This is a genomic window from Pseudomonas sp. GM78, from assembly GCF_000282475.1.
Taxonomy (GTDB): domain Bacteria; phylum Pseudomonadota; class Gammaproteobacteria; order Pseudomonadales; family Pseudomonadaceae; genus Aquipseudomonas.
Map to the genome: position 1 here is coordinate 1 of NZ_AKJF01000117.1, position 24,323 is coordinate 24,323.

The following is a 24,323-nucleotide window of genomic DNA, read 5'->3' on the forward strand; positions in this document are numbered from 1 at the left end:
CCGGGGATTGGCGCGCAGCGCCGTTCGACGCAGTCGAACACATCGCATGTAGGTGCCAGCGAAGCCAACCGGAGGGCGATGCCCCCGGATGAATGCCGAAGCGAAGGAACGCCGAGCCCTAGCGAGGGGCCGGACGCTGGGGCGAGCGTTTTTTTGCTTACTTTTTTTTGGCGCTTGTAAAAAAAGTGAGTCGCCGTAAGGGCGAAACCATAAGTCGCCGTTACCGCAGGAATGGATATGTACTCGCTAAACAACACCCAGGTCGGCTGTAAGGCCGCCTCGGCAAACAAACCCTTCATCTAAAATGTCCGATAACCGCCCAATAAAAATGCCCCAATCTCTCAATCGGGGCATTTCTATTTAAGCCAACAAACTTGAAGCCTTAGTGCGAAACCGCCCCACTCGCCCCCAAACCAGTCTGCGAACGAACAAACTGCGGGAAGAACAGCGCCCGTTCGTTATCAGCCGCAGTCGACTTGTCAGTAATCGAGAAGAACCAGATCCCGACAAAAGCAATGATCATCGAGAACAGCGCCGGGTACTCATACGGGAAGATCGCCTTCTCGTGATGCAGGATTTGCACCCAGATGGTCGGACCAAGCACCATCAAGCCCACAGCGCTCACCAAGCCCATCCAGCCGCCGATCATCGCACCGCGGGTGGTCAGCTTTTTCCAGTACATGGAAAGCAGCAGGACCGGGAAGTTGCAGCTCGCCGCGATGGAGAACGCCAGGCCCACCATGAACGCAATGTTCTGGCTTTCGAACAGGATGCCCAGGGCGATCGCCAGTACAGCCAGGGCGATGGTGGTGATTTTCGAGACGCGGATCTCATCCTTCTCGTTGGCCTTGCCCTTCTTGATCACGCTGGCGTACAGGTCGTGGGACACCGCCGAGGCACCGGCCAGGGTCAGGCCGGCAACCACTGCCAGGATGGTCGCGAACGCTACCGCCGAGATGAAGCCGAGGAAGATACTGCCACCGACCGCATTGGCCAGGTGCACCGCCGCCATGTTGTTGCCGCCCAGCAACGCGCCAGCCGCGTCTTTGAAGGCAGGGTTGGTGCTCACCAGCAGGATCGCGCCGAAGCCGATGATGAAGGTCAGGATATAGAAGTAGCCAATGAAGCCGGTTGCGTACAGCACGCTCTTGCGCGCTTCTTTCGCGTCACCCACGGTGAAGAAGCGCATCAGGATGTGCGGCAGGCCCGCGGTACCGAACATCAGTGCCAACCCCAGGGAGAACGCCGAGATCGGATCTTTCACCAGGCCGCCCGGGCTCATGATCGCTTCACCTTTAGGGTGAACCTTGATCGCCTCGGAGAACAGCATGTTGAAGTCGAAGTTGACGTGCTTCATCACCATCAGCGCCATGAAGGAGGCGCCGGACAGCAGCAAGACAGCCTTGATGATCTGTACCCAGGTGGTCGCCAGCATGCCGCCGAATAGCACGTAGGCACACATCAGGATACCGACCAGGATCACCGCTACGTGGTAGTCGAGGCCGAACAGCAGCTGGATCAGCTTGCCGGCACCGACCATTTGCGCGATCAGGTAAAACGCCACCACCACCAGCGAACCGCAAGCGGACAGCGAACGAATCTGGGTTTGCCCAAGGCGATAGGACGCCACGTCGGCAAAGGTGTATTTACCCAGGTTACGCAGGCGCTCGGCGATCAGGAACAGAATGATTGGCCAGCCCACCAGGAAGCCGATCGAATAGATCAGGCCATCGTAGCCAGAGGTGAATACCAGCGCGGAAATACCCAGGAAGGACGCCGCCGACATGTAGTCACCAGCAATCGCCAGGCCGTTCTGGAAACCGGTGATCTTGCCGCCTGCCGCGTAGTAGTCGGAGGCCGACTTGTTTTTCTTGGACGCCCAGTAGGTGATGCACAGCGTTGCACCTACGAATGCGACGAACATCAGAATCGCGGACACGTTAAGCGGTTGCTTCTGCACGGCGCCGGTCAGGGCGTCAGCCGCCCAGGCTCCCGGTGCGAAGGCTGCGATGCTCAAAAGAGCCATTAGGCGCCGGATCATTGCTGAGCCTCCTTGAGAATCGCATTGTTCAGGTCGTCGAATTCGCCGTTGGCGCGTCGCACGTAGATACCGGTCAGTATGAAAGCCGAAACAATCAGCCCGACACCGATCGGAATACCCCAGGTAATCGATGACTCAGGGCTGATTTTCGCCCCCAGTACATGCGGCCCGTAAGCAATCAGAAGGATGAATCCGGAGTAAAGCCCTAGCATGATCGCCGAAAGAATCCAGGCGAATCGTTCCCTCTTGCTAACCAGCTCCTTGAATCGCGGGCTGTTTTGAATCGAGAGGTAAATGCTGTCGTTCATTGTTTTTATCCTCGCAGCACAGATTTAGTTGGAACGGTATCCACTCTATGCGGCTGCGGGGCAGGTTCCAGACGACCTTAGTCTTAGAGCCATGTGACGTATTTGCCAATTTCCAGCACACCTGAAAACAACTGTGGGAGCGAGCCTGCTCGCGAAAGCGTCGTGTCAGTCAACATTTCAATTAACTGACAGACCGCAATCCCGAGCAGGCTCGCTCCCACAGGGTACAGCGGGGTATCTGTTACTTGATCCAGTCAGCCACACGCTCCGGGTGCTTGGCTACCCAATCCTTGGCCGCCGCTTCAGGCTTGGCGCCTTCCTGGATGGCCAGCATGACTTCGCCGATTTCGTCTTTCGAAGCCCACTGGAAGTTCTTCAGGAACTTGGCCACTTCCGGCGCCTTGGTGGCCAGCTCTTTGCTGCCGATGCTGTTCACGGTTTCAGCCGCGCCGTACACGCCTTTCGGGTCTTCCAGGAAACGCAGTTTCCACTTGGCGAACATCCAGTGCGGCACCCAACCGGTGACGGCAATGGATTCGTTTTTCTTCTCGGCACGGGTCAGCTCGGCGATCATGCCGGCGCCGGAACTGGCCTTGAGTTGATAGCCGGTCAGGTCGTAGTCCTTGATTGCCTGCTCGGTCTTGAGCATCACGCCTGAACCGGCGTCGATGCCGACGATGCGTTTCTTGAAGCTGTCATCGGTTTTCAGGTCTTCAAGTGACTTGGCCTTGACGTACTCCGGCACGATCAGACCGATTTTCGCGTCCTTGAAGTTCGGGCCGTAGTCGACGACCTGGTCCTTGTTCTTGGCCCAGTAATCGCCGTGGGTCACTGGCAGCCAGGCCGACAGCATGGCGTCGAGTTTGCCGGTGGCGACGCCCTGCCACATGATCCCGGTGGCGACGGCTTGCAGCTTCACGTCATAATTCAGCTTCTGCTTGATCACTTCAGCGGCCACGTGAGTAGTCGCGACGCTGTCGGACCAGCCGTCAACGTAACCGATGCTCAGGGTCTTGTTCTCGGCATTGGCGAATGTGGAGCCCATCGCAAGCACCAGAGCGGCACCTGCGCCTAAAAGTCGTCGCATCTTCATCGTTACTTCCCCGAAAGTGCTGCGCTCGACGGGTGCCGAGTCGCGTCAACGTATAGTTATAGTGCACAGCGCCCCCATCACGCCCCACCGCAAACTCGTTCGAACGTCAGTGGAGTACTGACACTAGCGATCATCAACCTGACGCTATCGGCGACCTGCTCTGCCAGCGACCTCAAGGCAGCGAGAAACGACATCAGAACGCCATTAACGTTGAGCGCGTCAAACCTCCCGGGCAATCCGCCCGAACTTTGCATGTCAAAATCATGCAGGCCACCAAGCGCGCGACAAATGCAGGTAACATGCGCCGCTTTGCTCCCAGACGGCCCGACCATGCCTGCGACATCGCGCTTTCCTTTTTTTGCTTATCTATTCGCTTGCCTGCTGGGGCTGTTTGCCCTGGGTGGCTTCTGGTACGGCCTCGGCAAACCGGTGATCCTGCCGGACGTCGCCAGCGCGACGCACAAGTTGCAATGCGCCTCCTACACCCCGTTCGACAAGGACCAGTCGCCGTTCGACGTGCCGTTCAACCTGCGTCCCGAGCGCATGGATGCCGACCTCGCGCTGCTGGCAACCCGCTTCGAATGCATTCGAACCTACTCGATGACCGGGCTCGAGGCCCTTCCGGATCTGGCGCGCAAGCACGGGCTGAAAATGATGATCGGCGCCTGGATCAACAGCAATCCGGTGGACACCGAAAAAGAAGTCGACCTGCTGATCGCTTCTGCCAACGCCAACGCGGACGTGGTCAGCGCGGTGATCGTCGGCAACGAAACCCTGCTGCGCAAGGAAGTCACCGGCGCCCAGTTAGTGAAGCTGATCAACAAGGTCAAAAGCCAGGTCAAGCAACCCGTGACTTATGCCGATGTGTGGGAGTTCTGGCTCAAGCACCCGGAGATTGCACCGGCCGTGGACTTCCTGACCATCCACTTGCTGCCGTATTGGGAAGATGACCCGTCGAACATCGACGCCGCACTGCAACATGTGGCGCAAGTACGCCAGGTGTTCGGCAACAAGTTCGCGCCCAAGGACGTGTTGATTGGCGAGACTGGCTGGCCGAGCGAAGGCCGCCAGCGTGAAACCGCCTTGCCGAGCCGGGTCAACGAAGCCCGGTTCATTCGTGGTTTTGTCGCCATGGCCGAGCAAAATCGCTGGCACTACAACCTCATCGAGGCCTTCGACCAGCCGTGGAAACGTGCCAGCGAGGGGGCTGTCGGCGGTTATTGGGGGCTGTTCGATGCCGATCGCCAGGACAAGGGCGTGCTCGCAGGACCGGTCAGCAATGTGCCGTACTGGTCGCAGTGGCTGGTGGTCGGCGGCTTGATCTTCCTCGCAACGCTGATCCTCGGCGGGCGTGTGAACAACACGCGCTCCGCTCTGATCCTGCCGCTGCTCGGCGCACTGGCGGCCTGCTCCATAGGCGCTTGGGGCGATCTGGCGCGAGTCACCACGCGCTTTGCCAGTGAGTGGTTGTGGGTTGCGTTGCTGACCGCGCTGAATGTGCTGGTGCTGGCCCATGCCGCGCTGACGCTGAGCCCTCGCACCGGTTGGCGTGGCTGGGCGTTCAATGCGCTGGAACGTCGGGCGGGCTGGATACTGGCGGTGGCGGGATTTGCCGCGGCGGTGACGATGCTGGAACTGGTGTTCGATCCGCGTTATCGCAGTTTCCCAAGCGTCGCCTTCATCCTGCCAGCGCTGGTTTACCTGTGCCGCCCCGTGAGCGTGCCGCGTCGGGAAATTGCCTTGCTGACCTTTATCATCGGTGCCGGCATCGCGCCGCAGCTGTATAGGGAAGGATTGCAGAACCAGCAGGCCTGGGGATGGGGGTTGGTGAGCGTGTTGATGGTGGCGGCATTGTGGCGCAGCTTGCGGGTTCGCAAAGCTTAAGCTTTCAGCGAGCTTCCCGGCCTCTTCGCGGGCAAGTCGAATCGTCGCACCGCCACTCCCACAGGATTTGTGTCGATCGCACAAAAAGTGTACGACTCAAATCCTGTGGGAGCGAGCCTGCTCGCGAAGGCTATCTATCAGGCGCTACGAGACGCCCTGACCAACCGCAACCCCGCAATCACCACCGCAAACACCGCCATCGTCGTGTTGTACAACGCCAGCGCCGGAAACCCCAGCACCAGCGCCAGTACCGCCAACCACCACCCTGCCCGTCCGGGCAATACAAAGCCGATCACCGCGGCAGCCAACGCCCCCCAGCCCAATACCTGGAAATGAATCATCAGGCCCAGGTTCGAACGCGCCTGGCATTCCCAACGGCTTGCCTCATCCACGCAGATGCCGACCCACTGCGCATCTTCCATGAAGCCATAGCGCGCACCATAACTGGCGGCCAGCCAGAGGGGCAGCAGGACAAGCAGCAGAATCACGGGCAAACGGCGGGACATGGAACTCTCCAATACGCAAAAACGGCGGCCAGCTTAATCGCCCGGCAGCCCGACGCAAGCAATAACAACTGTTAACTGGTCATTCAATCACTGCAAAGTGTATCGTCGAGCTACTATTACTCGGAATTAAGGCCTGTTTGGTGCCGATGCGTGGCACTTTGGCGCAGATCCAGTGGTCATAGCCTGCGAACTTCATTCGGCACCTTCTCTAAGGGATCTAGTCATGCTCCGTTCCTTGCGCTTCGCCGCCCTGTTTGGCGGCCTTATCTTGAGTGCGTCCGCACTGGCGGTCGATATCGACGCCGCCAGTTATGGCTACCCCTTGACCAACCCGTTTGAGGCGACGATTGCCACGACGCCGCCGGACTTGCGTCCCGAGCTGCCGCTGGATGACGACATCGATCAGGCGGACCGCAGCGTCACCTTGCGCCCGGAGCGCGCGTTCGAACTGCCGGATAACTTCTGGCCAGTGAAGAAACTCACCTATCGCATTGCCACCCAGGATAAAGCCGCGCCGTTGATTTTCCTGATCGCCGGCACCGGTGCGCGCTACGACAGCAGCCTCAACGAATACCTGAAAAAGCTCTATTACAAGGCCGGGTATCACGTGGTGCAACTGTCGTCGCCTACCAGCTTCGACTTCATGAGCGCCGCCTCACGCTTTGCCACGCCCGGCATCACCAAGGACGATGCTGAAGACATGTATCGGGTGATGCAGGCGGTGCGGGCGCAGAACCCGAAACTGCCGGTCACCGATTACTACCTGACGGGCTACAGCCTGGGCGCACTGGACGCGGCGTTCGTCGCGCACCTGGACGAAACCCGCCGCAGCTTCAACTTCAAGAAAGTCCTGCTGCTCAATCCCCCGGTCAATCTCTACACCTCGATCACCAACCTGGACAAGCTTGTACAAACGGAAGTCAAGGGCATCACCAACACCACCACCTTCTATGAGCTGGTGCTGAACAAACTCACCCGTTACTTCCAGCAGAAGGGCTATATCGATCTCAACGACGCCCTGCTCTACGACTTCCAGCAGTCCAAGCAGCACCTGAGCAACGAACAGATGGCCATGCTGATCGGCACCTCGTTCCGTTTCTCCGCCGCCGACATCGCCTTCACCTCGGACCTGATCAACCGCCGCGGCCTCATCACCCCACCGAAAACGCCGATCACCGAAGGCACCAGCATGACGCCGTACCTAAAGCGTGCGCTGCAATGCGACTTCGACTGCTACATCACCGAACAGGTGATCCCGATGTGGCGCGCCCGCACCGACGGCGGCAGCCTGCTGCAACTGATCGACCAGGTGAGCTTGTATGCCCTGAAGGACTACCTGCACGACAGCCCGAAAATTGCCGTGATGCACAACGCCGACGATGTGATCCTCGGCCCTGGAGACCTCGGTTTCCTGCGCAAGACGTTTGGCGATCGCCTGACCGTTTACCCGCTGGGCGGCCACTGCGGCAACCTTAATTACCGCGTCAACAGCGACGCCATGCTGGAGTTCTTCCGTGGCTAAATACCTCCTGCTCATCGCCGCACTACTCAGTGCAGGCATTGCCCACGCGGACAACAGCAAAGCCAACGCCCCTGTCGTCATCGACAGCGACGGTTTCAAGGAACCCCTGAGCAAACTCAAGTTCAACCCGGGCCTGGACCAGCGCGAATTCGAACGCTCGACGCTCAGCGCCCTGAACGTCTACGACCCGCTGGAGCAGTGGAACCGCCGCGTCTACCACTTCAACTACCGGTTCGACCAATGGGTGTTCCTGCCGGTGGTCGACGGCTATCGCTACATCACGCCGAGCTTCTTGCGGACCGGTGTCAGCAACTTTTTCAACAACCTCGGCGACGTTCCAAACCTGCTCAACAGCCTGTTGCAGTTCAAGGGCCAGCGCTCGATGGAAATCACTGGCCGGCTGCTGCTCAACACCACCATTGGCATCGCCGGCCTGTGGGACCCGGCCACCGCCATGGGCCTGCAGCGCCAGAACGAAGACTTCGGCCAGACCCTGGGCTTCTATGGTGTTCCGGGCGGAGCCTACTTCGTGTTGCCGATCCTCGGGCCGTCCAACCTGCGTGACACGGGCGGGCTGGTGGTCGATTTCAGCGCCGAGAACGCCATCAACTTCCTCAACGTGGCCGAAGTCAGCTCCAACCATCCGGAAGTGTGGATCCTGCGCGGCATCGACAAGCGCAATCAGACCAGCTTCCGTTATGGCCAGCTGAACTCGCCGTTCGAGTACGAGAAGGTGCGCTACGTGTACACCGAGTCGCGCAAGTTGCAGATTGCCGAGTAATTGCGGCGAGAATAAAACACTGTAGGAGTGAGCCTGCTCGCGATAGCGGTATAACATTCAACGCGTATGTTGACTGTTATACCGCTATCGCGAGCAGGCTCACTCCTACATTTGTTATGCGTCGGTCTTAGCCTTTCAGCGCTTTCCAGATCTTGCTGACGGCCATCACCCCCACCAACACCACCGCCCCCGCCACAATCCCCGCCACGGCATTGAGCAGTGTCGGCACGATAAACCCGGCTCCGCCCGCCCCCGCGCTGACAGTTTCGATCCAGTGATGCACCACCGGAACACCGTGGGTAAGAATGCCGCCACCGACCAGGAACATGGCCGCGGTACCGATCACCGACAGGCTCTTCATCATGTACGGCGCCGCGCGCAGGATGCCGCCGCCTATACTTTTGGCGATCTGCCCCGGCTTCTGGGTCAGCCACAGCCCCAGATCGTCGAGTTTGACGATGCCCGCCACCAATCCATAGACGCCGACCGTCATGACGATAGCGATGCCCGAGAGCACGACGACTTGCTGGGTCAGCGCCGAATCGGCCACGACGCCGAGAGTGATGGCGATGATTTCAGCCGAGAGGATGAAGTCGGTACGGATCGCGCCCTTGATCTTGTCCTTTTCGAACGCCACCAGATCGACCGCTGGATCCGCCACGGCCTCTACCAGCTCGGCATGTTCGGCCTGGTCTTCAGCCTTGCTGTGCAGGAACTTGTGGGCGAGCTTCTCGAATCCTTCGAAGCACAGGTAAGCGCCACCGACCATCAACAACGGCGTAACCAGCCAGGGAATGAACGCGCTGATGGCCAATGCCGACGGCACCAGGATCAGTTTATTGACGAACGAGCCCTTGGCGACCGCCCAGACTACAGGGATTTCCCGCTCGGCACGCACGCCGCTGACCTGCTGGGCGTTGAGCGCCAGGTCATCGCCCAGCACCCCGGCGGTCTTCTTGGCGGCCATTTTGGTCATCAACGCCACATCGTCCAGCACCGCGGCGATGTCGTCGATCAGCACGAGCAAACTGCTTCCTGCCATGAATCGGCTTTCCTTCTTGAATGAATGCGGTGCAGCATAGCGCGGCCTGACGCCGCATGGAGCATTCTTGAGCGTCGCCGAAGGCCGGTGATACCATGCGCCACCGCCAGTACAGGCAAGGAACCCCCTGGTTTATGAGCACCATCCGCGAGCGCAACAAACAACTGATCCTGCGTGCCGCCAGTGAAGAATTTGCCGACAAGGGCTTCGCTGCGACCAAAACCAGTGACATCGCAGCCAAGGCGGGACTGCCCAAGCCCAACGTCTACTACTACTTCAAGTCCAAGGAAAACCTCTATCGCGAGGTCCTGGAAAGCATCATCGAGCCGATTCTGCAGGCCTCGACGCCGTTCAATCCCGAGGGTGTGCCCAGTGAAGTGCTGAGCGGCTACATACGCTCGAAGATCCGCATCTCCCGCGACCTGCCTTTCGCCTCCAAGGTGTTCGCCAGCGAAATCATGCACGGTGCCCCACACCTGAGCCCCGACCTGGTCGAGCAGCTCAATGGCCAAGCCAAGCACAACATCGACTGCATCCAGACCTGGATCGACCGTGGCCAGATAGCGCCCATCGATCCCAACCACCTGATGTTCAGCATCTGGGCCGCGACCCAGACCTACGCCGACTTCGACTGGCAAATCACCGCCATCACCGGCAAGGCCAAGCTGGATGAAGAGGATTATGAAGCGGCGGCGCAGACCATCATCCGCTTGGTGCTCAAGGGGTGTGAGCCGGACTGATACACCGCGGTGCGGCTATCGCTGGCAAGCCAGCTCCCACAGGATTTGTGTCGTTCACAGAATTTGAATTCAACACAAAAACCTGTGGGAGCTGGCTTGCCAGCGATGCAGGCGCCCCGTTGCCGACTCAAACCCAGATAGCATCCCACAGCGGATAATCGCCAAGTTTTTCCACCAGACCTGCCCGCAATGGATTGGCCACCACATACCTCGCCAATTTCACCAAATCCTCCTCTCTACGCAGGGCCCGGTCATGAAAGCCCTGCTGCCATAGAGGCCCACCCCTGCCACTGCAATGGTTCACCTCTCGAGTAATCAGAGACTTGGTCTCGCGCATCAGTCTGCGCAAGGAACAGTTTTCCAGCTCGACAAGCCAGTGAAAATGATCAGGCATGACTACCCAGGCCAGAGAGTTCGCTAGTCCAAGATTTTGCGCCCGGCGAAATTGACCAACAACCAATCTGCCCAAAGCGAAATCGACGAAGATCGGTTTGCGATCAATTGTATTGGTGGTCAGCAGATAGATTCGGCTGGGCTCGGCATAGCGCCCAGCTCGCAGGCGATGTGAAGCGGGTAAGTCAGGCATTCCTTGCCTCTCTCAAGATGAAGTCATGGAAAGGCTAGACCTGGAAACTCTAAACGGTGATACACACTTTTAGCTGGATGTGTCTGACAGATAGCAATCGCTGGCAAGCCAGCTCCCACAGGGTCTGTTGGCATCCGTAAAAAAATGTGAACACCAACCGTCATTGTGGGAGCTGCGGTGCGACGATTCGACTTGCCAGCGATGACAATTTCTCAGGCGATTGAGATCAAGCAACAACCCCCGCATCCGCCCTCAACCCCAACGCCTCGATCGCATTGATCGCACACTGCTCATCAACATCCGACAAATCACCGCTGATCCCCACCGCCCCCAACACATTCCCGTCCTTATCCCGGATCAACACACCGCCCGGTGCCGGCACGACACTCCCCTGCCCCAGGCTATTCAATGCCGCGATGAACGCCGGGCGCTGTTGGGCGTCCAGTGCCAGCAGGCGTGAGCCTTTGCCCAGGGCGATGGCGCCCCAGGCCTTGCCGATGGCGACGTGCGGGCGCAGCAGGCTGGCGCCGTCTTCACGCTGCAAGGTGATCAGGTGCCCGCCGGCGTCCAGCACTGCAACGGTCAGGGGCGCGGCGGAAATGGCGCGCCCTGCGTTGATGGCTTCGTTGACCAGGTTAACTGCGACTTTCAAGGTTAAAGCGCTCATGGTGCCGTCCTCATTTTGTTTTTCGGAAAGCCGGTGGCCTGCTTCGTTCTGCCGCAGGCCGATACAACAAATAGAACACAATGGATTATTTTTTTGTATACAATAATTCTCGAAAAACGCCGCATGCGACGAAAAGCCACAGTAGAACGGGCTTCCGACGAATGAAACGACCGCTTGAGAAAATGGATTGACCTGCGCCGTCCGCCGTGAATACACTCTGCGCAAAGCCACTTGTATACAATTACAAAACGTAAAGAGGCACAAAACCATGAGCAAAATGAGAGCAATCGAAGCCGCCGTTCTGGTGATGCGCCGTGAAGGGGTTGATACCGCTTTTGGCATCCCCGGTGCCGCCATCAACCCGCTGTACTCCGCCCTGCAAAAGGTCGGCGGCATCGATCACGTACTCGCTCGCCACGTTGAAGGCGCCTCGCACATGGCCGAGGGCTACACCCGCACCAAGGCCGGCAACATCGGCGTGTGCATCGGCACTTCCGGCCCTGCCGGTACCGACATGGTCACCGGGCTCTACAGCGCCTCGGCCGACTCGATTCCAATCCTCTGCATTACCGGCCAGGCACCCCGCGCCCGTATGCACAAGGAAGACTTCCAGGCTGTCGATATCACCAGCATCGTCAAGCCAGTGACCAAGTGGGCAACCACTGTCCTGGAACCGGGCCAGGTGCCTTACGCGTTCCAGAAAGCTTTTTTTGAAATGCGCTCCGGCCGTCCAGGCCCAGTGCTGATCGACCTGCCGTTCGACGTACAGATGGCGGAAATCGAATTCGACATCGACGCCTACCAGCCGTTGCCATTGGCCAAGCCAACCGCTAGCCGCGTTCAAGTCGAGAAGGCCCTGGCCTTGCTGGACCAGGCCGAGCGCCCGCTGCTGGTGGCCGGTGGTGGCATCATCAACGCCGACGCCAGCGACCTGCTGGTGGAATTTGCCGAACTGACCGGCATCCCGGTCATACCGACCCTGATGGGCTGGGGCACCATCCCGGACGATCACCCATTGATGGTCGGCATGGTGGGTCTGCAAACCTCGCACCGCTATGGCAACGCCACGATGCTGAAATCGGACGTGGTGCTGGGCATCGGTAACCGTTGGGCCAACCGCCACACCGGTTCGGTCGACGTCTACACCGAAGGCCGCAAGTTCATTCACGTCGACATCGAAGGCACGCAGATCGGCCGCGTATTCACCCCGGACCTGGGCATCGTGTCCGACGCCGCTGCCGCGCTGACCGTGTTCATCGAAGTCGCTCGCGAGTGGCAAGCTGCCGGCAAACTGAAGAACCGCAGCGCCTGGCTGCAAGACTGCCAGCAACGCAAAGCCAGCCTGCAGCGCAAGACCCACTTCGATAACGTGCCGGTCAAGCCGCAGCGCGTCTACGAAGAGATGAACCAGGTGTTCGGCAAGGACACCTGCTACGTCAGCACCATCGGTCTGTCGCAGATTGCCGGCGCGCAGTTCCTGCACGTCTACAAGCCGCGCCACTGGATCAACTGCGGTCAGGCAGGCCCTCTGGGCTGGACCATTCCTGCCGCGCTGGGCGTGGTCAAGGCCGACCCGAACCGCAAAGTCGTGGCCCTGTCGGGGGACTATGACTTCCAGTTCATGATCGAAGAGTTGGCGGTGGGCGCGCAGTTCAAGCTGCCGTACATTCATGTAGTGGTGAACAACTCGTACCTGGGTCTGATCCGTCAGGCGCAGCGCGGGTTCGAGATGGACTACTGCGTGCAGCTGTCCTTCGACAACCTGAACGCACCGGAACTCAACGGTTATGGCGTCGATCACGTCGCAGTAGCCGAAGGCCTGGGCTGCAAGGCACTGCGTGTGTTCGAACCGTCTGAAATCGCCCCTGCCCTGCGCAAGGCCGAACAGATGATCGAAGAGTTCAAGGTTCCGGTGATCGTCGAGATCATCCTGGAGCGCGTGACCAACATTTCCATGGGCACCGAGATCAACGCCGTCAACGAATTCGAAGACCTGGCGCTGGTCGGCAACGATGCGCCAACGGCGATTTCGTTGCTGGACTGATTGATCGTCCCCCCTGTGGGAGCGAGCCTGCTCGCGATGAGGCCGGCACATTCAACATCAATGTTGACTGACATTACGCTATCGCGAGCAGGCTCACTCCTACAGGGGGCCTACACAAATTTACGGGAGACCACCATGCCGCGTTTCGCAGCCAACCTGTCCATGCTGTTCACCGAACAGGACTTCCTCGCCCGTTTCGAAGCGGCCGCCAAGGCCGGTTTCAGTGGTGTCGAGTACCTGTTCCCGTACGACTTCAGCTCTGCCGAAATCAAGGCCAAGCTCGACGCCAACGGTCTGACCCAAGTGCTGTTCAACCTGCCGGCCGGCGACTGGGCCAAGGGCGAGCGCGGTATCGCCTGCCTGCCGGATCGCGTTGAAGAGTTCCGCGCCGGTGTCGACCTGGCGATCGCCTACGCACAAGTGCTGGGCAACACCCAGGTCAACTGCCTGGCCGGCATCCGCCCACAAGGCGTTGATGATGCCACCGTGGAAAAAACCTTCGTCGCCAACCTCAAGTACGCGGCCGACAAGCTGCAGGCGGCAGGCATCAAGCTGGTGATGGAAGCGATCAACACCCGTGACATTCCAGGCTTCTACCTGAACAACACGGCGCAAGCCCTGTCGATTCGCGAGCAGGTCGGCAGCGCCAACCTGTTCCTGCAATACGACATCTATCACATGCAAATCATGGAAGGCGATCTGGCCCGCACCCTGCAATCGCACCTGGGCGAAATCAACCATGTGCAGCTGGCAGACAACCCGGGGCGCAACGAACCAGGCACCGGTGAAATCAACTACCGCTTCCTGTTCGAACACCTGGATCGCATCGGGTATCAGGGCTGGGTCGGTTGCGAATACAAGCCGCTGACCACCACCGAAGCGGGTCTGGGCTGGTTGAAGACCCATAACGCGATCTGAACGAACAACACAACCCTGTGGGAGCGGGCTTGCCCGCTATGGCGGCAGGACAGATACAAAAATGTTGCCTGACCCACCGCCATCGCTGGCAAGTCGAATCGTCGCACCGCAGCTCCCACAATGAATCTGCTGCGTCTCTAAGACTGCATTGCAGCATCGGAATAAAACGAGGATTTTCTCATGGCTAAAATCGGATTTATCGGCACCGGCATCATGGGCCACCCAATGGCATTGAACCTGCAGAAAGCCGGTCACAGCCTGTTCCTGTCGGCGCACCACGATGCCGCCCCTGCCGACCTGGTTGCCGGTGGCGCCGTCGCCCTGGCGAACCCGAAAGAAGTGGCCCAGGAAGCCGAGTTCATCATCGTCATGGTGCCGGATACCCCGCAGGTCGATGACGTGCTGTTCCGCGCCGACGGCGTTGCTGCCGGTGTCGGCAAAGGCAAAGTGGTGATCGATATGAGCTCGATCTCGCCGACCGCCACCAAGGCTTTCGCGGCAAAGATCAACGAAAAAGGCGCACAATACCTCGACGCGCCAGTGTCCGGCGGTGAAGTCGGCGCCAAGGCGGCGACCCTGAGCATCATGGTCGGCGGCGATGCCGACGCCTTCGAACGCGCGCTGCCGCTGTTCCAGGCCATGGGCAAGAACATCACCCTGGTCGGTGGCAACGGTGACGGTCAAACCGCCAAAGTGGCGAACCAGATCATCGTCGCGCTGAACATCCAGGCCGTGGCCGAAGCCCTGCTGTTCGCTTCCAAGAACGGTGCCGATCCAGCCAAGGTGCGTGAAGCACTGATGGGCGGGTTCGCTTCGTCGAAGATCCTCGAAGTGCACGGCGAGCGCATGATCAAGGGCACCTTCGATCCAGGCTTCCGTATCAGCCTGCACCAGAAGGACCTGAACCTGGCCCTGCAAGGCGCCAAGGAGCTGAACATCAACCTGCCGAACACCGCCAACGCCCAGCAAGTGTTCAGCACTTGCGCGGCCATCGGTGGCAGCAACTGGGACCACTCGGCGCTGATCAAGGGCCTGGAACACATGGCGAACTTCTCGATTCGCGATAAGAACTAAGCCCTGCCTGAACCAGTGGGAGCCAGCCTGCTGGCGATGAAATCAACGCGGTGTGTCTGATAGACCTCAGCGCCTGAATCGCCAGCAGGCTGGCTCCCACAGGGTTCCGGGTTGCTCCACCCTCCAATAACAAGAATTCCGGGAGCCCGCCATGTCGGTCGATCCGCAACAATTGCTGCGTGAGCTGTTCGCCACAGCCATCGACGCGGCCCATCCGCAACAAGTCCTCGAAGACCATCTGCCTGCCGACCGCAGTGGTCGGGTGATCGTCATCGGCGCCGGCAAAGCCGCGGCCGCCATGGCCCAGGTGGTCGAGCGTTGCTGGCAGGGTGAAGTGTCCGGGCTGGTGGTGACGCGTTACGGTCACGGCGCCCCCTGCGAAAAAATCGAAGTGGTCGAAGCCGCGCATCCGGTTCCGGATGCCGCCGGTCTGGCCGTGGCCAAACGCGTGCTGGAACTTGTGAGCGACCTCACCGAAAAAGACCGCGTGATTTTCCTGCTTTCCGGCGGTGGCTCTGCGCTGCTCGCCCTCCCGGCCGAAGGCATCACCCTGGCCGACAAGCAATCGATCAACAAAGCCCTGCTCAAATCCGGCGCGACCATTGGCGAGATGAATTGCGTACGCAAACACCTCTCGGCAATCAAGGGCGGCCGCCTCGGCAAGGCCTGCTGGCCTGCCACTGTTTATACCTATGCGATTTCCGATGTACCGGGTGACCTCGCCACGGTCATCGCCTCCGGCCCTACCGTGGCCGACCCGAGTACCTCAGCCGAAGCGCTGGCGATCCTCAAGCGCTACAACATCGAAGTTCCAGCCTCCGTGCGCACCTGGCTGCAAAGCCCGGAATCGGAAACCGTCAAACCTGGCGATCCGAGCCTGGTCCGCAGTCACTTCCAGCTGATCGCCCGCCCGCAGCAATCCCTGGAAGCCGCGGCGGTGAAGTGCCGTCAGGCCGGTTACAGCCCGTTGATCCTGGGCGACCTGGAAGGCGAGTCCCGGGAAGTGGCGAAAGTCCACGCGGGCATCGCCCGGCAGATCGTCCAGCACGGTCAACCACTGGCCGCGCCTTGCGTGATTCTCTCTGGCGGCGAAACCACGGTCACCGTTCGCGGCAACGGTCGTGGCGGGCGCAATGCCGAGTTCCTGCTCAGCCTGACCGACAGCCTCAAGGGCTTGCCCGGCGTCTATGCCCTGGCGGGTGATACCGATGGCATCGACGGTTCCGAAGACAACGCCGGGGCAATCATGACCCCGGACAGTTATGCCCGTGCCGCGGCCCTCGGCTTGAGCGCCAGCGACGAGTTGGACAACAACAATGGCTACGGCTATTTCGAGGCGCTGGACGCACTGATCGTCACCGAGCCGACCCGCACCAACGTCAACGACTTCCGCGCCATTCTGATTCTTGAGAGCCCTAAACCATGACGCCTGACAAAAAGGTCAAGATCCTCGCCACCCTCGGCCCCGCCACCAACGGGATCGATGACATTCGTCAACTGGTGCAGGCCGGAGTCAACATCTTTCGCCTGAACTTCAGCCACGGCGATCACGCCGACCACGCCAAACGCTATCAATGGATCCGTGAAGTCGAGCGCCAGCTGAATTATCCGCTGGGCATCCTGATGGACCTGCAAGGGCCGAAACTGCGGGTCGGCAAATTTGCCGAAGGCAAGGTGCAACTGCATCGCGGTCAGGCCCTGCGCCTGGACCTCGACGCCACGCCGGGCGATGAGCGCCGGGTCAATCTGCCGCACCCGGAAATCATCGCGGCGCTGGAGCCGGGCATGGATCTGCTGCTGGACGACGGCAAGCTGCGCCTGCGGGTGGTCACCAAGTACGCCGACGCCATCGACACCACCGTGCTCAATGGCGGCGAGCTGTCGGACCGCAAGGGCGTGAATGTGCCGCAAGCGGTGCTCGACCTGAGCCCGCTGACCGCCAAGGACCGCCGCGACCTGAGCTTTGGCCTCGAACTGGGGGTGGACTGGGTGGCCTTGTCGTTCGTGCAGCGCCCAGAAGACATCCGCGAAGCCCGTGCCCTGATCGGCGACAAGGCGTTCCTGATGGCCAAGATCGAGAAGCCGTCGGCGGTCACGCAATTGCGCGAAATCGCCGAATTGAGCGACGCGATCATGGTCGCCCGCGGTGACCTGGGCGTGGAAGTGCCTGCCGAAAGCGTGCCGCAGATCCAGAAAAACATCATCGCTACCTGTCGCCAGCTCGGCAAACCGGTGGTGGTGGCGACGCAGATGCTCGAATCGATGCGTTTCTCCCCGGCGCCCACCCGCGCCGAAGTCACCGATGTCGCCAACGCGGTGGCCGAAGGTGCCGACGCGGTGATGCTGTCGGCGGAAACCGCCTCCGGCGAATACCCGCTCGAAGCCGTGCAGATGATGAGCAAGATCATCCGCCAGGTGGAAAACGGCCCGGACTACCAGACCCAGCTGGACGTCAGCCGACCGAAAGCCGAAGCGACTGTTTCCGATGCCATCAGTTGCGCGATTCGGCGTATCAGTAATGTGTTGCCGGTGGCAGTGTTGGTGAACTACAGCGAGTCCGGCACTTCGAGTTTGCGCGCTGCCCGTGAACGGCCGACGGTGCCGATCCTCAACCTGACGCCGAACCGGCAAACCGCTCGTCGCCTGACCGTGGCCTGGGGTGTGCACTCGGTGGTCAACGATCGCCTGCGCCAGGTGGACGAAGTCTGCTCTACGGCGCTCGAAATTGCCCAGGCCCAGGGCATGGCGCAGCGTGGCGATACGTTATTGATCACCGCGGGTGTGCCGTTTGGGCAGCCGGGGTCGACTAACTCTTTGCGTATCGAGACGTTGATCTAGAACGCACACCGGCCTCATCGCCAGCAGGCTGGCTCCCACTTTGGTTTTGCGTCGATCACGGAATCAAGACTGAACAGAGATTCAGTGTGGGAGCCAGCCTGCTGGCGATGCAGGCGACTCGGTTTCACTGACCTTTCAGACCTGCCATGCCTGCCAACCACTTCAACACCCACTGCCCCGACTGGGCCGAAGCTTTGCTCAACGGCTTCAGTCAAATCTTCCTCCAGCGCCATCCGCTGTTTGGTCTGCTGTGCCTGCTCGCCATCCTGTTTACCGCGCCAGCCTTGCTCGGCGGTGCGCTGCTCGGCGGCGTCGCCGGGCTGCTCACCGCGCAACGTCGCGGCTACGCCAAGGCCGATCGCCAGGCCGGACTCTACAGTTACAACGGCGTCCTGCTTGGCTTGCTGGTCAGCCTGTATTTCCCATGGTCAGCGATGTCGCCGCTGCTGATCCTCGCCGCTGGCGGCCTGAGTGCCATGCTCACGCAACAGTGGCTCAAACGCCCCCGTGTCAGCCAATACCTGCCCGCCTATACCGCGCCTTTCGTGGGGTTGAGCTGGGTGCTGCTGTGCTTCGCCACGCCCTCGACCGAGGCGCATCTGATCGAAGTCAGCACCCTGAACATGCTCGCCGCCCCCCTCAAAGGCCTCGGCCAGGTGATGTTCCTCGGTCATCCGCTGGCCGGTGCAATGATTGCCGCCGGTTTGCTGATCGCCGATCGTCGCGCCTTCTGCTGGGCGTTGCTGGCGTCTGTGGCGGGCATGGGCTGGAGCCTGCTGCACCACGACTTCTACACTGCACTACTGGGCCTGGGCGGCTATAACGCCGTGCTCGCCGCCCTCGCCTTCAGTGCGCAGCGCCAGCAACCGTGGCTGCCATTGGTCGGCATTGCCTGCGCGTTGCTGCTGACGCCGATGTTTGCCGCGATTGGACTGCCCACGCTGACCGCACCGTTCATCCTCGCCTGCTGGCTGATTCGTACACCTGCTCAAGTGCTCGCCAAGGCCACGGGGGCCACTGCGGCTTGCGCTCCCGGGGAGAATCAACCTAGGCTGCGCTGATCATTGAGTCAGGCGTTATCCATGGACAGCAGCAAAAACTGGCGTGAAGACCTTTACGTCATGATTTTCCAGAGCGACACCAAGGCGGGTCGGCGCTTCGACGGCATACTGCTGTTGATCATCCTCGCCAGCCTGGTGATCGTGATGCTCGACAGCATCGATACCGTTCACCGCAACTACGCCGACGTGCTGGCGTATATCGAGTGGGGCTTCACCGTCATCTTCGCCATCGAATATGGCCTGCGCCTGTACTGTTCGCCCAAGCCCCTGCGCTACGCCTTCAGCTTCTATGGGCTGGTGGATTTGCTGGCGATCGTGCCCGGTATACTGGCGCTGTATTACGCCGATGCGCAGTACCTGTTGATTATCCGGATCATCCGGATGCTGCGGATTTTCCGCGTGCTCAAGCTCAGCCCTTACCTGAAACAAGCCAATTACCTGATGTCCGCGCTGCGCGGCAGCAAGCAGAAAATCGTGGTGTTCCTGGTCAGCGTCTGCACCCTGGTGACGGTGTTCGGCACGCTGATGTACGTGATCGAAGGCCCCGAGCACGGCTTTACCAGCATTCCCAAAGGCATCTACTGGGCCATCGTGACCCTGACCACCGTGGGCTTTGGCGACATCGTGCCGAAGACGCCATTGGGCCAGGTGATCTCCTCGCTGGTCATGATCACCGGTTACTCGATCATCGCCGTGCCCACCGGTATTTTCACCGCCGAACTGGCCAACGCCATGCGTGGCGAACAGCTGCAACATGATTGCCCGGTGTGCAGGAAAAACAACCATGAACACGGCGCCGCTTTCTGCTCTCGCTGCGGCAATGCATTGTTCAAGAAAATAGAATAAGCACAGAGCTTTTTAATCTTTAAACGACTATGCGAGCCCGGCTATAGTCGCTGGCAAATTGCCTGGTTTTTTACAAAAACATCGTCTCGAACAAGGAATTCGCAGTGAAAAAACTCTTTGGCGCCTCACTTCTGGCCGCTGGCCTGGCACTGACCAGCGTGGCCCAGGCCGCACCGACCCTGCTCAACGTTTCCTACGACGTGATGCGCGATTTCTACAAGGACTACAACACTGCCTTCCAGAAACACTGGCAAGCCGAGCACAACGAAAACATCACCCTGCAGATGTCCTTCGGTGGTTCCAGCAAACAGGCACGTTCGGTCATCGATGGCCTCCCCGCTGACGTGATCACCATGAACATGGCCACCGACATCAACGCCCTGGCCGATAACGGCAAACTGGTCCCGGACAACTGGGTCACCCGCCTGCCGAACAACAGCGCGCCGTTCACCTCGGCCACCGTGTTCATCGTGCGCAAAGGCAACCCGAAAGCCCTGAAAGACTGGCCAGACCTGCTCAAGGACGGTGTGCAAGTCATCGTGCCAAACCCGAAGACTTCAGGTAACGGCCGCTACACCTACCTTTCGGCCTGGGGCTACGTGCTGAAAAATGGCGGCGACGAAAACAAGGCCAAGGACTTCGTCGGCAAGCTGTTCAAGCAAGCTCCGGTGCTGGATACCGGTGGCCGCGCCGCGACGACGACCTTCATGACCAACCAGATCGGCGACGTGCTGGTGACCTTCGAAAACGAAGCGGAGATGATCGCCCGCGAGTTTGGCCGCGATCAGTTCGAAGTCATCTACCCAAGCGTCTCCGCCGAAGCCGAGCCACCGGTATCGGTGGTCGACAAGACCGTCGACAAGAAAGGCACCCGCGCCGCCGCCGAGGAATATCTGAAGTACCTGTGGTCGCCGCAAGGCCAGGAAATCGCTGCCGCCAACTACCTGCGTCCGCGTGACCCGGCCGTGCTGGCCAAGTACACCGATCGCTTCCCGAAAGTGGACTTCCTGTCGGTGGAGAAAACCTTCGGCGACTGGCGCACCGTGCAGAAAACCCACTTCAATGATGGCGGGATTTTCGATCAGATTTACGCCCAGTAACCACCACCTGTAGGAGCGAGCCTGCTCGCGATGGACGTCAACGATGACTCGGGCTGTCTGAATGCCCGCGTTGTCCTGGCGCTTTTCGCGAGCAGGCTCGCTCCTACAGTGTTCCGTGGGTGTTTCAGCTCAGATTGCCGCAGAAGATAGCCTGGTGACCATCGGCCGGGCTTTCACGCACTACCAACGCATACCCCCCCGCTCGAAGTGTCTCGACCGGTACGGGTGCGCTTTTCCAGAAATATTGCATGGACGCTTGCGAATAGAACCGCGCATTCGGGCCGTCATTCATGTCATAGGTGGGTTTGGCACCCAGATTTCCGCAGCTTCCCGGGTAGATATAGGCCTGCAGACGACCTGGTAACGCGCTACCCATGGATTCTCCACTGACAGCAAACCAGAACACTGTTGCTTGCCCGTCGGGCATCATGATTGGCCGGGCGATGTTCCCGGCGTTGATGGAAGTAGCGTTCATGGGAACGTTGGTGACCTGACGATCAGGCACTGTCGAGCAACCATAGATCGACCCAACCGCTACCACCAACGCCAGCGAAGATACGATTTTCATCGTGATACTCCCGCTTTGTAAGGACACGTTGAAGTGATCCCCCTGTAGATTTTAGCTGTCACGGGAAAACGGGCCGTTCTTCGGATGGCCGGTGGTGCTTGCACCGGCGGTGTCACATTGCGCAACGAAATGATTACTATCACTCCAATTACCCTTCCGCTGCCTCATTCAGCCCTTTAGCCTGCGCGCATTCCCTTATTTCCATCGAGACACGATATGAACCCAGCGACCCAGCTGCCCCATGGCACCGCGACAATGACCCGAGGCATGGTGCTGCTGTTCGCCTTCTGTTGTGGTGCGATCGTCGCCAACATCTACTATGCGCAGCCGATCATCGGCCTGATCGCACCGGACATCGGCCTGACCAGCACCATGGCCAGCCTGATCGTGTCGCTGACCCAGATCGGCTATGCCCTGGGCCTGTTTTTCCTCGTGCCCCTGGGTGATCTGCTGGAAAACCGCCGGCTGATGATCATCACCACCCTGGTGGCCATTGCCAGCCTGCTGGGCGCGGCGTTTACCGATCAGCCGAACGTGTTCCTGCTGATTTCGCTGCTGGTGGGCTTCAGCTCGGTGTCGGTGCAGATCCTGATTCCGCTGGCCGCGCACCTGGCGCCGGAAGAATCTCGCGGCCGCGTGGTCGGCGGGATCATGGGCGGTTTGTTGTTGGGGATCTTGCTGGCGCGACCGGTGTCCAGCGTGGTCGCGGATCATTTCGGCTGGCGGGCGATGTTTGTGATTGCCGCACTATTGATGGCGGCGATCAGCATCGTGCTGGCCGTGACCATCCCCAAGCGCCAGCCTGACCACAGCGCGTCCTATGGCCAATTGCTGGGTTCGCTGTGGACGCTGCTGCGCCAACAACCGGTATTGCGCCAGCGGGCGTTCTACCAAGGGTGCATGTTCGCCACGTTCAGCCTGTTCTGGACCGCCGTGCCGCTGGAACTGGCGCGCAATCATGGCCTGTCGCAGAGCCAGATCGCGATTTTCGCCCTGGTCGGCGCAATCGGCGCCATTGCCGCGCCTATCGCCGGACGCCTGGCCGACGCCGGTCACACCCGCATCGCTTCATTGCTGGCCCTGCTGTGCGCCAGCCTGAGCTTCCTGCCCGCCTTCATCCACCCCGCCTACAGCGTGATCGGCTTGGCCGTGACCGGCGTGGTCCTGGATTTCTGCGTGCAAATGAACATGGTTCTCGGCCAACGCGCGGTCTACGCCCTGGACGGCAAAAGCCGCAGTCGCCTCAATGCGTTGTACATGACCAGCATCTTCATCGGCGGCGCATTTGGCTCATCCGTGGCCAGTGCGGTGTACGAGCACGGCGGTTGGTTGTGGATCGTGGTGGTCGGCAGCGCGTTTCCACTGTTGGCGTTGTTGCGGTTCCTGAGTGTTTCGCAGAAGGCTTCGTTGGCGACGGCGTAATGATTCAAGCGCCTGGCGGGCAAGTCGGATCGCCCGCCAGGAACACTTCAATTGCGCACCAGTTTCTCCATCGCCGCATCCGCCAGGAACGATGACCGGCTTTTGACATTGTGCTCACGCACATAACGGTCAATGCGCTGGATCACATAGCCGGGCAGCGTCACATTGACCTTCTCGGTCTTGCCCAGGTACGGCGATATGTCCAGCTCCAGCATGCCCCAGCCCATGTCGGCGAACTCGGGATTACTGCGATGCACCGAAGCCGAAGTCGGCATCGGAATCGGCTCGCCATCCGCCGCCAATTCCTGAAGCATGATGTGGGCAATCTCGACGGCTGCGTTGTAGGCCTCTTCAAAGCTATCCCCTGCGGTTACCGCACCTGGGATATCGGGGATCTGGATACCGATGGCGGTGTTCTCATCGCCCCATTCGATACAGATTGGATATTGCATTATGGATCTCCTGCGTAACTGGTTGGCGGGCAGTACAGCCCGGCTCGCCTCCTGATGCTCTTGACCGTCCCGACCGGTAAATCCTTCTTCGGATGGGGAACGGGAATGGTGTACGGGTTGTAACGGTGGGTGAAGATGTGATGACTGCCAGTGACCCGGTCCAGGGCCCAACCCGCCTCCATCAATTCCTTGATCAATAGCCTGCTCTGCACCACCAGCCTCCTTGCTTCGGCTTAAATAAAAATAACCCTAGAGTTATCTTTACTCAAGCACAAAAACCGCAAGTGCGACGTTCGGTTGTATTGCGGGGTGTGATGAAGGAAGGTTTTCAGCGAAAGAATCGCCAGCACGGGTCAGGCGCATGCCGCGGGCTCGTCGAGGCAGGCCAGGAGTCTTTCGACGGTGCGCTCCAGGGGCCCGGAGTTGTCGAGCACCTGCACGGTCGGATCATTGGCCAGCAGACGCTCACTGAAGCGGGCATTGCGCGCCAGGCGCTGATCGATCTCGGTCACGGACTCACGCCCACGCGCCAGCAGGCGCTGGCGCAACACCGCCTGGTCAACGGTCAGCAGCACCGCCAACACGTTCGGATAACGCTCGCGAGTATTCTGTAAATGTGCCCTCGAACCATTCACCAGCACGTCCTGGCCGGCGGCCAGCCAATCGTCGATTTCCCGCGGGATGCCGTAGTACAGACCGTTGGCGTGCCAGCTCAGGGCAAACGCGCCCTGGGCCTGCATCTCGACGAACTGCTGCGGGCTGACGCCCAGCGCCGCCTCGCCCACGGCTTCGGCCGAACGCGTGATGACCCGCCGCACGATACGGCAGGC

The 24,323-nt window shown here is 60.1% G+C and carries 24 protein-coding genes and 1 pseudogene; 13 read left to right on the forward strand and 12 right to left on the reverse strand.

Translation table 11 applies throughout. The features are described from left to right. The 4 genes and pseudogenes from PMI35_RS35395 to PMI35_RS12990 form a co-directional block, all read right to left on the reverse strand. Positions 1-299: pseudogene (locus PMI35_RS35395) on the reverse strand (hypothetical protein); the annotation flags it as partial. Positions 300-382: 83 nt separating this feature from the next. Next, the gene (locus PMI35_RS13000; protein ID WP_008061163.1) at positions 383-2,041 is read right to left on the reverse strand and encodes a cation acetate symporter; all 1,659 of its coding nucleotides are present in this window, start codon (positions 2,039-2,041) and stop codon (positions 383-385) included. Next, on the reverse strand, positions 2,038-2,349 hold the full coding sequence (locus PMI35_RS12995) for a DUF485 domain-containing protein (RefSeq protein ID WP_008061165.1): 312 nt from the start codon (positions 2,347-2,349) through the stop codon (positions 2,038-2,040). The genes PMI35_RS13000 and PMI35_RS12995 overlap by 4 nt, the downstream gene beginning before the upstream one ends. A 241-nt stretch (positions 2,350-2,590) precedes the next feature. Then, entirely contained in the window at positions 2,591-3,442 is an 852-nt protein-coding gene (locus PMI35_RS12990) for a glycine betaine ABC transporter substrate-binding protein (RefSeq protein WP_008061176.1), read from the reverse strand. A 288-nt stretch (positions 3,443-3,730) separates the two neighbouring features. Here PMI35_RS12990 and PMI35_RS12985 point away from each other — a divergent pair, with 288 nt between their 5' ends. Further along, entirely contained in the window at positions 3,731-5,326 is a 1,596-nt protein-coding gene (locus PMI35_RS12985; protein ID WP_008061179.1) for a glycoside hydrolase family 17 protein, read from the forward strand. Positions 5,327-5,463: 137 nt separating this feature from the next. On the opposite strand, the gene PMI35_RS12980 is transcribed toward PMI35_RS12985, so the two are convergent. Beyond that, the gene (locus PMI35_RS12980; protein WP_008061181.1) at positions 5,464-5,832 is read right to left on the reverse strand and encodes a hypothetical protein; all 369 of its coding nucleotides are present in this window, start codon (positions 5,830-5,832) and stop codon (positions 5,464-5,466) included. Between the two features lie 223 nt (positions 5,833-6,055). Here PMI35_RS12980 and PMI35_RS12975 point away from each other — a divergent pair, with 223 nt between their 5' ends. Further along, entirely contained in the window at positions 6,056-7,354 is a 1,299-nt protein-coding gene (locus PMI35_RS12975) for a hypothetical protein (RefSeq protein WP_008061183.1), read from the forward strand. Next, on the forward strand, positions 7,347-8,135 hold the full coding sequence (locus tag PMI35_RS12970) for an MlaA family lipoprotein (protein WP_008061185.1): 789 nt from the start codon (positions 7,347-7,349) through the stop codon (positions 8,133-8,135). Before PMI35_RS12975 ends, PMI35_RS12970 begins: the two co-directional genes overlap by 8 nt. A gap of 127 nt (positions 8,136-8,262) precedes the next feature. Here the strand turns inward: PMI35_RS12970 and PMI35_RS12965 are convergent, their stop codons facing one another. Further along, positions 8,263-9,177, reverse strand: a complete 915-nt coding sequence (locus tag PMI35_RS12965; RefSeq protein WP_008061187.1) for a DUF808 domain-containing protein — start codon at positions 9,175-9,177, stop codon at positions 8,263-8,265. 134 nt (positions 9,178-9,311) lie between these two features. On the opposite strand from PMI35_RS12965, the gene PMI35_RS12960 reads away from it, so the two are divergent. Further along, complete coding sequence (locus PMI35_RS12960; protein ID WP_008061189.1) at positions 9,312-9,917, forward strand: TetR/AcrR family transcriptional regulator; 606 nt, start codon at positions 9,312-9,314, stop codon at positions 9,915-9,917. Between the two features lie 127 nt (positions 9,918-10,044). On the opposite strand, the gene PMI35_RS12955 is transcribed toward PMI35_RS12960, so the two are convergent. Both PMI35_RS12955 and PMI35_RS12950 read right to left on the reverse strand, forming a co-directional pair. Then, positions 10,045-10,503, reverse strand: a complete 459-nt coding sequence (locus PMI35_RS12955) for an REP-associated tyrosine transposase (protein WP_008061191.1) — start codon at positions 10,501-10,503, stop codon at positions 10,045-10,047. A 226-nt stretch (positions 10,504-10,729) separates the two neighbouring features. Then, positions 10,730-11,170, reverse strand: coding sequence for a GlcG/HbpS family heme-binding protein (locus PMI35_RS12950; protein WP_008061192.1), 441 nt, complete (start codon positions 11,168-11,170; stop codon positions 10,730-10,732). A gap of 268 nt (positions 11,171-11,438) precedes the next feature. Between PMI35_RS12950 and gcl the strand changes: the two genes are divergently transcribed. From gcl to PMI35_RS12910, 8 genes are all read left to right on the forward strand, one after another. Continuing rightward, positions 11,439-13,214, forward strand: coding sequence for a glyoxylate carboligase (gene gcl, locus PMI35_RS12945; protein WP_008061193.1), 1,776 nt, complete (start codon positions 11,439-11,441; stop codon positions 13,212-13,214). A gap of 135 nt (positions 13,215-13,349) precedes the next feature. Beyond that, on the forward strand, positions 13,350-14,132 hold the full coding sequence (gene hyi / locus PMI35_RS12940) for a hydroxypyruvate isomerase (RefSeq protein WP_008026777.1): 783 nt from the start codon (positions 13,350-13,352) through the stop codon (positions 14,130-14,132). 180 nt (positions 14,133-14,312) lie between these two features. Continuing rightward, on the forward strand, positions 14,313-15,206 hold the full coding sequence (locus PMI35_RS12935) for a 2-hydroxy-3-oxopropionate reductase (RefSeq protein WP_008061194.1): 894 nt from the start codon (positions 14,313-14,315) through the stop codon (positions 15,204-15,206). A gap of 151 nt (positions 15,207-15,357) precedes the next feature. Beyond that, complete coding sequence (locus tag PMI35_RS12930) at positions 15,358-16,632, forward strand: glycerate kinase type-2 family protein (protein ID WP_008061195.1); 1,275 nt, start codon at positions 15,358-15,360, stop codon at positions 16,630-16,632. After that, positions 16,629-18,044 carry a pyruvate kinase gene (gene pyk, locus PMI35_RS12925; RefSeq protein WP_008061196.1) on the forward strand — a complete coding sequence of 472 codons (1,416 nt, stop codon included), beginning with the start codon at positions 16,629-16,631 and terminating at the stop codon, positions 18,042-18,044. The genes PMI35_RS12930 and pyk overlap by 4 nt, the downstream gene beginning before the upstream one ends. Positions 18,045-18,190: 146 nt before the next feature. After that, positions 18,191-19,105, forward strand: a complete 915-nt coding sequence (locus tag PMI35_RS12920) for an urea transporter (RefSeq protein ID WP_008061204.1) — start codon at positions 18,191-18,193, stop codon at positions 19,103-19,105. Between the two features lie 21 nt (positions 19,106-19,126). Continuing rightward, positions 19,127-19,951: an ion transporter gene (locus PMI35_RS12915; RefSeq protein WP_008061206.1), complete on the forward strand. Its 825-nt coding sequence runs from the start codon at positions 19,127-19,129 to the stop codon at positions 19,949-19,951. Positions 19,952-20,055: 104 nt separating this feature from the next. Beyond that, on the forward strand, positions 20,056-21,051 hold the full coding sequence (locus PMI35_RS12910; RefSeq protein WP_008061207.1) for a sulfate ABC transporter substrate-binding protein: 996 nt from the start codon (positions 20,056-20,058) through the stop codon (positions 21,049-21,051). 124 nt (positions 21,052-21,175) lie between these two features. Here PMI35_RS12910 and PMI35_RS12905 read toward each other — a convergent pair whose 3' ends face one another. Beyond that, a complete protein-coding gene (locus tag PMI35_RS12905) occupies positions 21,176-21,619 on the reverse strand; it encodes a hypothetical protein (RefSeq protein WP_008061209.1) in 444 nt (147 codons plus the stop codon). Positions 21,620-21,835: 216 nt separating this feature from the next. Between PMI35_RS12905 and PMI35_RS12900 the strand changes: the two genes are divergently transcribed. Beyond that, on the forward strand, positions 21,836-23,041 hold the full coding sequence (locus PMI35_RS12900) for an MFS transporter (RefSeq protein WP_008061211.1): 1,206 nt from the start codon (positions 21,836-21,838) through the stop codon (positions 23,039-23,041). A 47-nt stretch (positions 23,042-23,088) separates the two neighbouring features. Here PMI35_RS12900 and PMI35_RS12895 read toward each other — a convergent pair whose 3' ends face one another. The 3 genes from PMI35_RS12895 to phnN form a co-directional block, all read right to left on the reverse strand. Continuing rightward, entirely contained in the window at positions 23,089-23,493 is a 405-nt protein-coding gene (locus PMI35_RS12895; RefSeq protein WP_008061213.1) for a type II toxin-antitoxin system HicB family antitoxin, read from the reverse strand. Beyond that, on the reverse strand, positions 23,493-23,705 hold the full coding sequence (locus PMI35_RS12890) for a type II toxin-antitoxin system HicA family toxin (RefSeq protein ID WP_008061215.1): 213 nt from the start codon (positions 23,703-23,705) through the stop codon (positions 23,493-23,495). Before PMI35_RS12890 ends, PMI35_RS12895 begins: the two co-directional genes overlap by 1 nt. A 141-nt stretch (positions 23,706-23,846) precedes the next feature. Continuing rightward, positions 23,847-24,323: phosphonate metabolism protein/1,5-bisphosphokinase (PRPP-forming) PhnN (gene phnN / locus PMI35_RS12885; RefSeq protein WP_008061218.1), on the reverse strand; the 477-nt coding region annotated here is incomplete at its 5' end.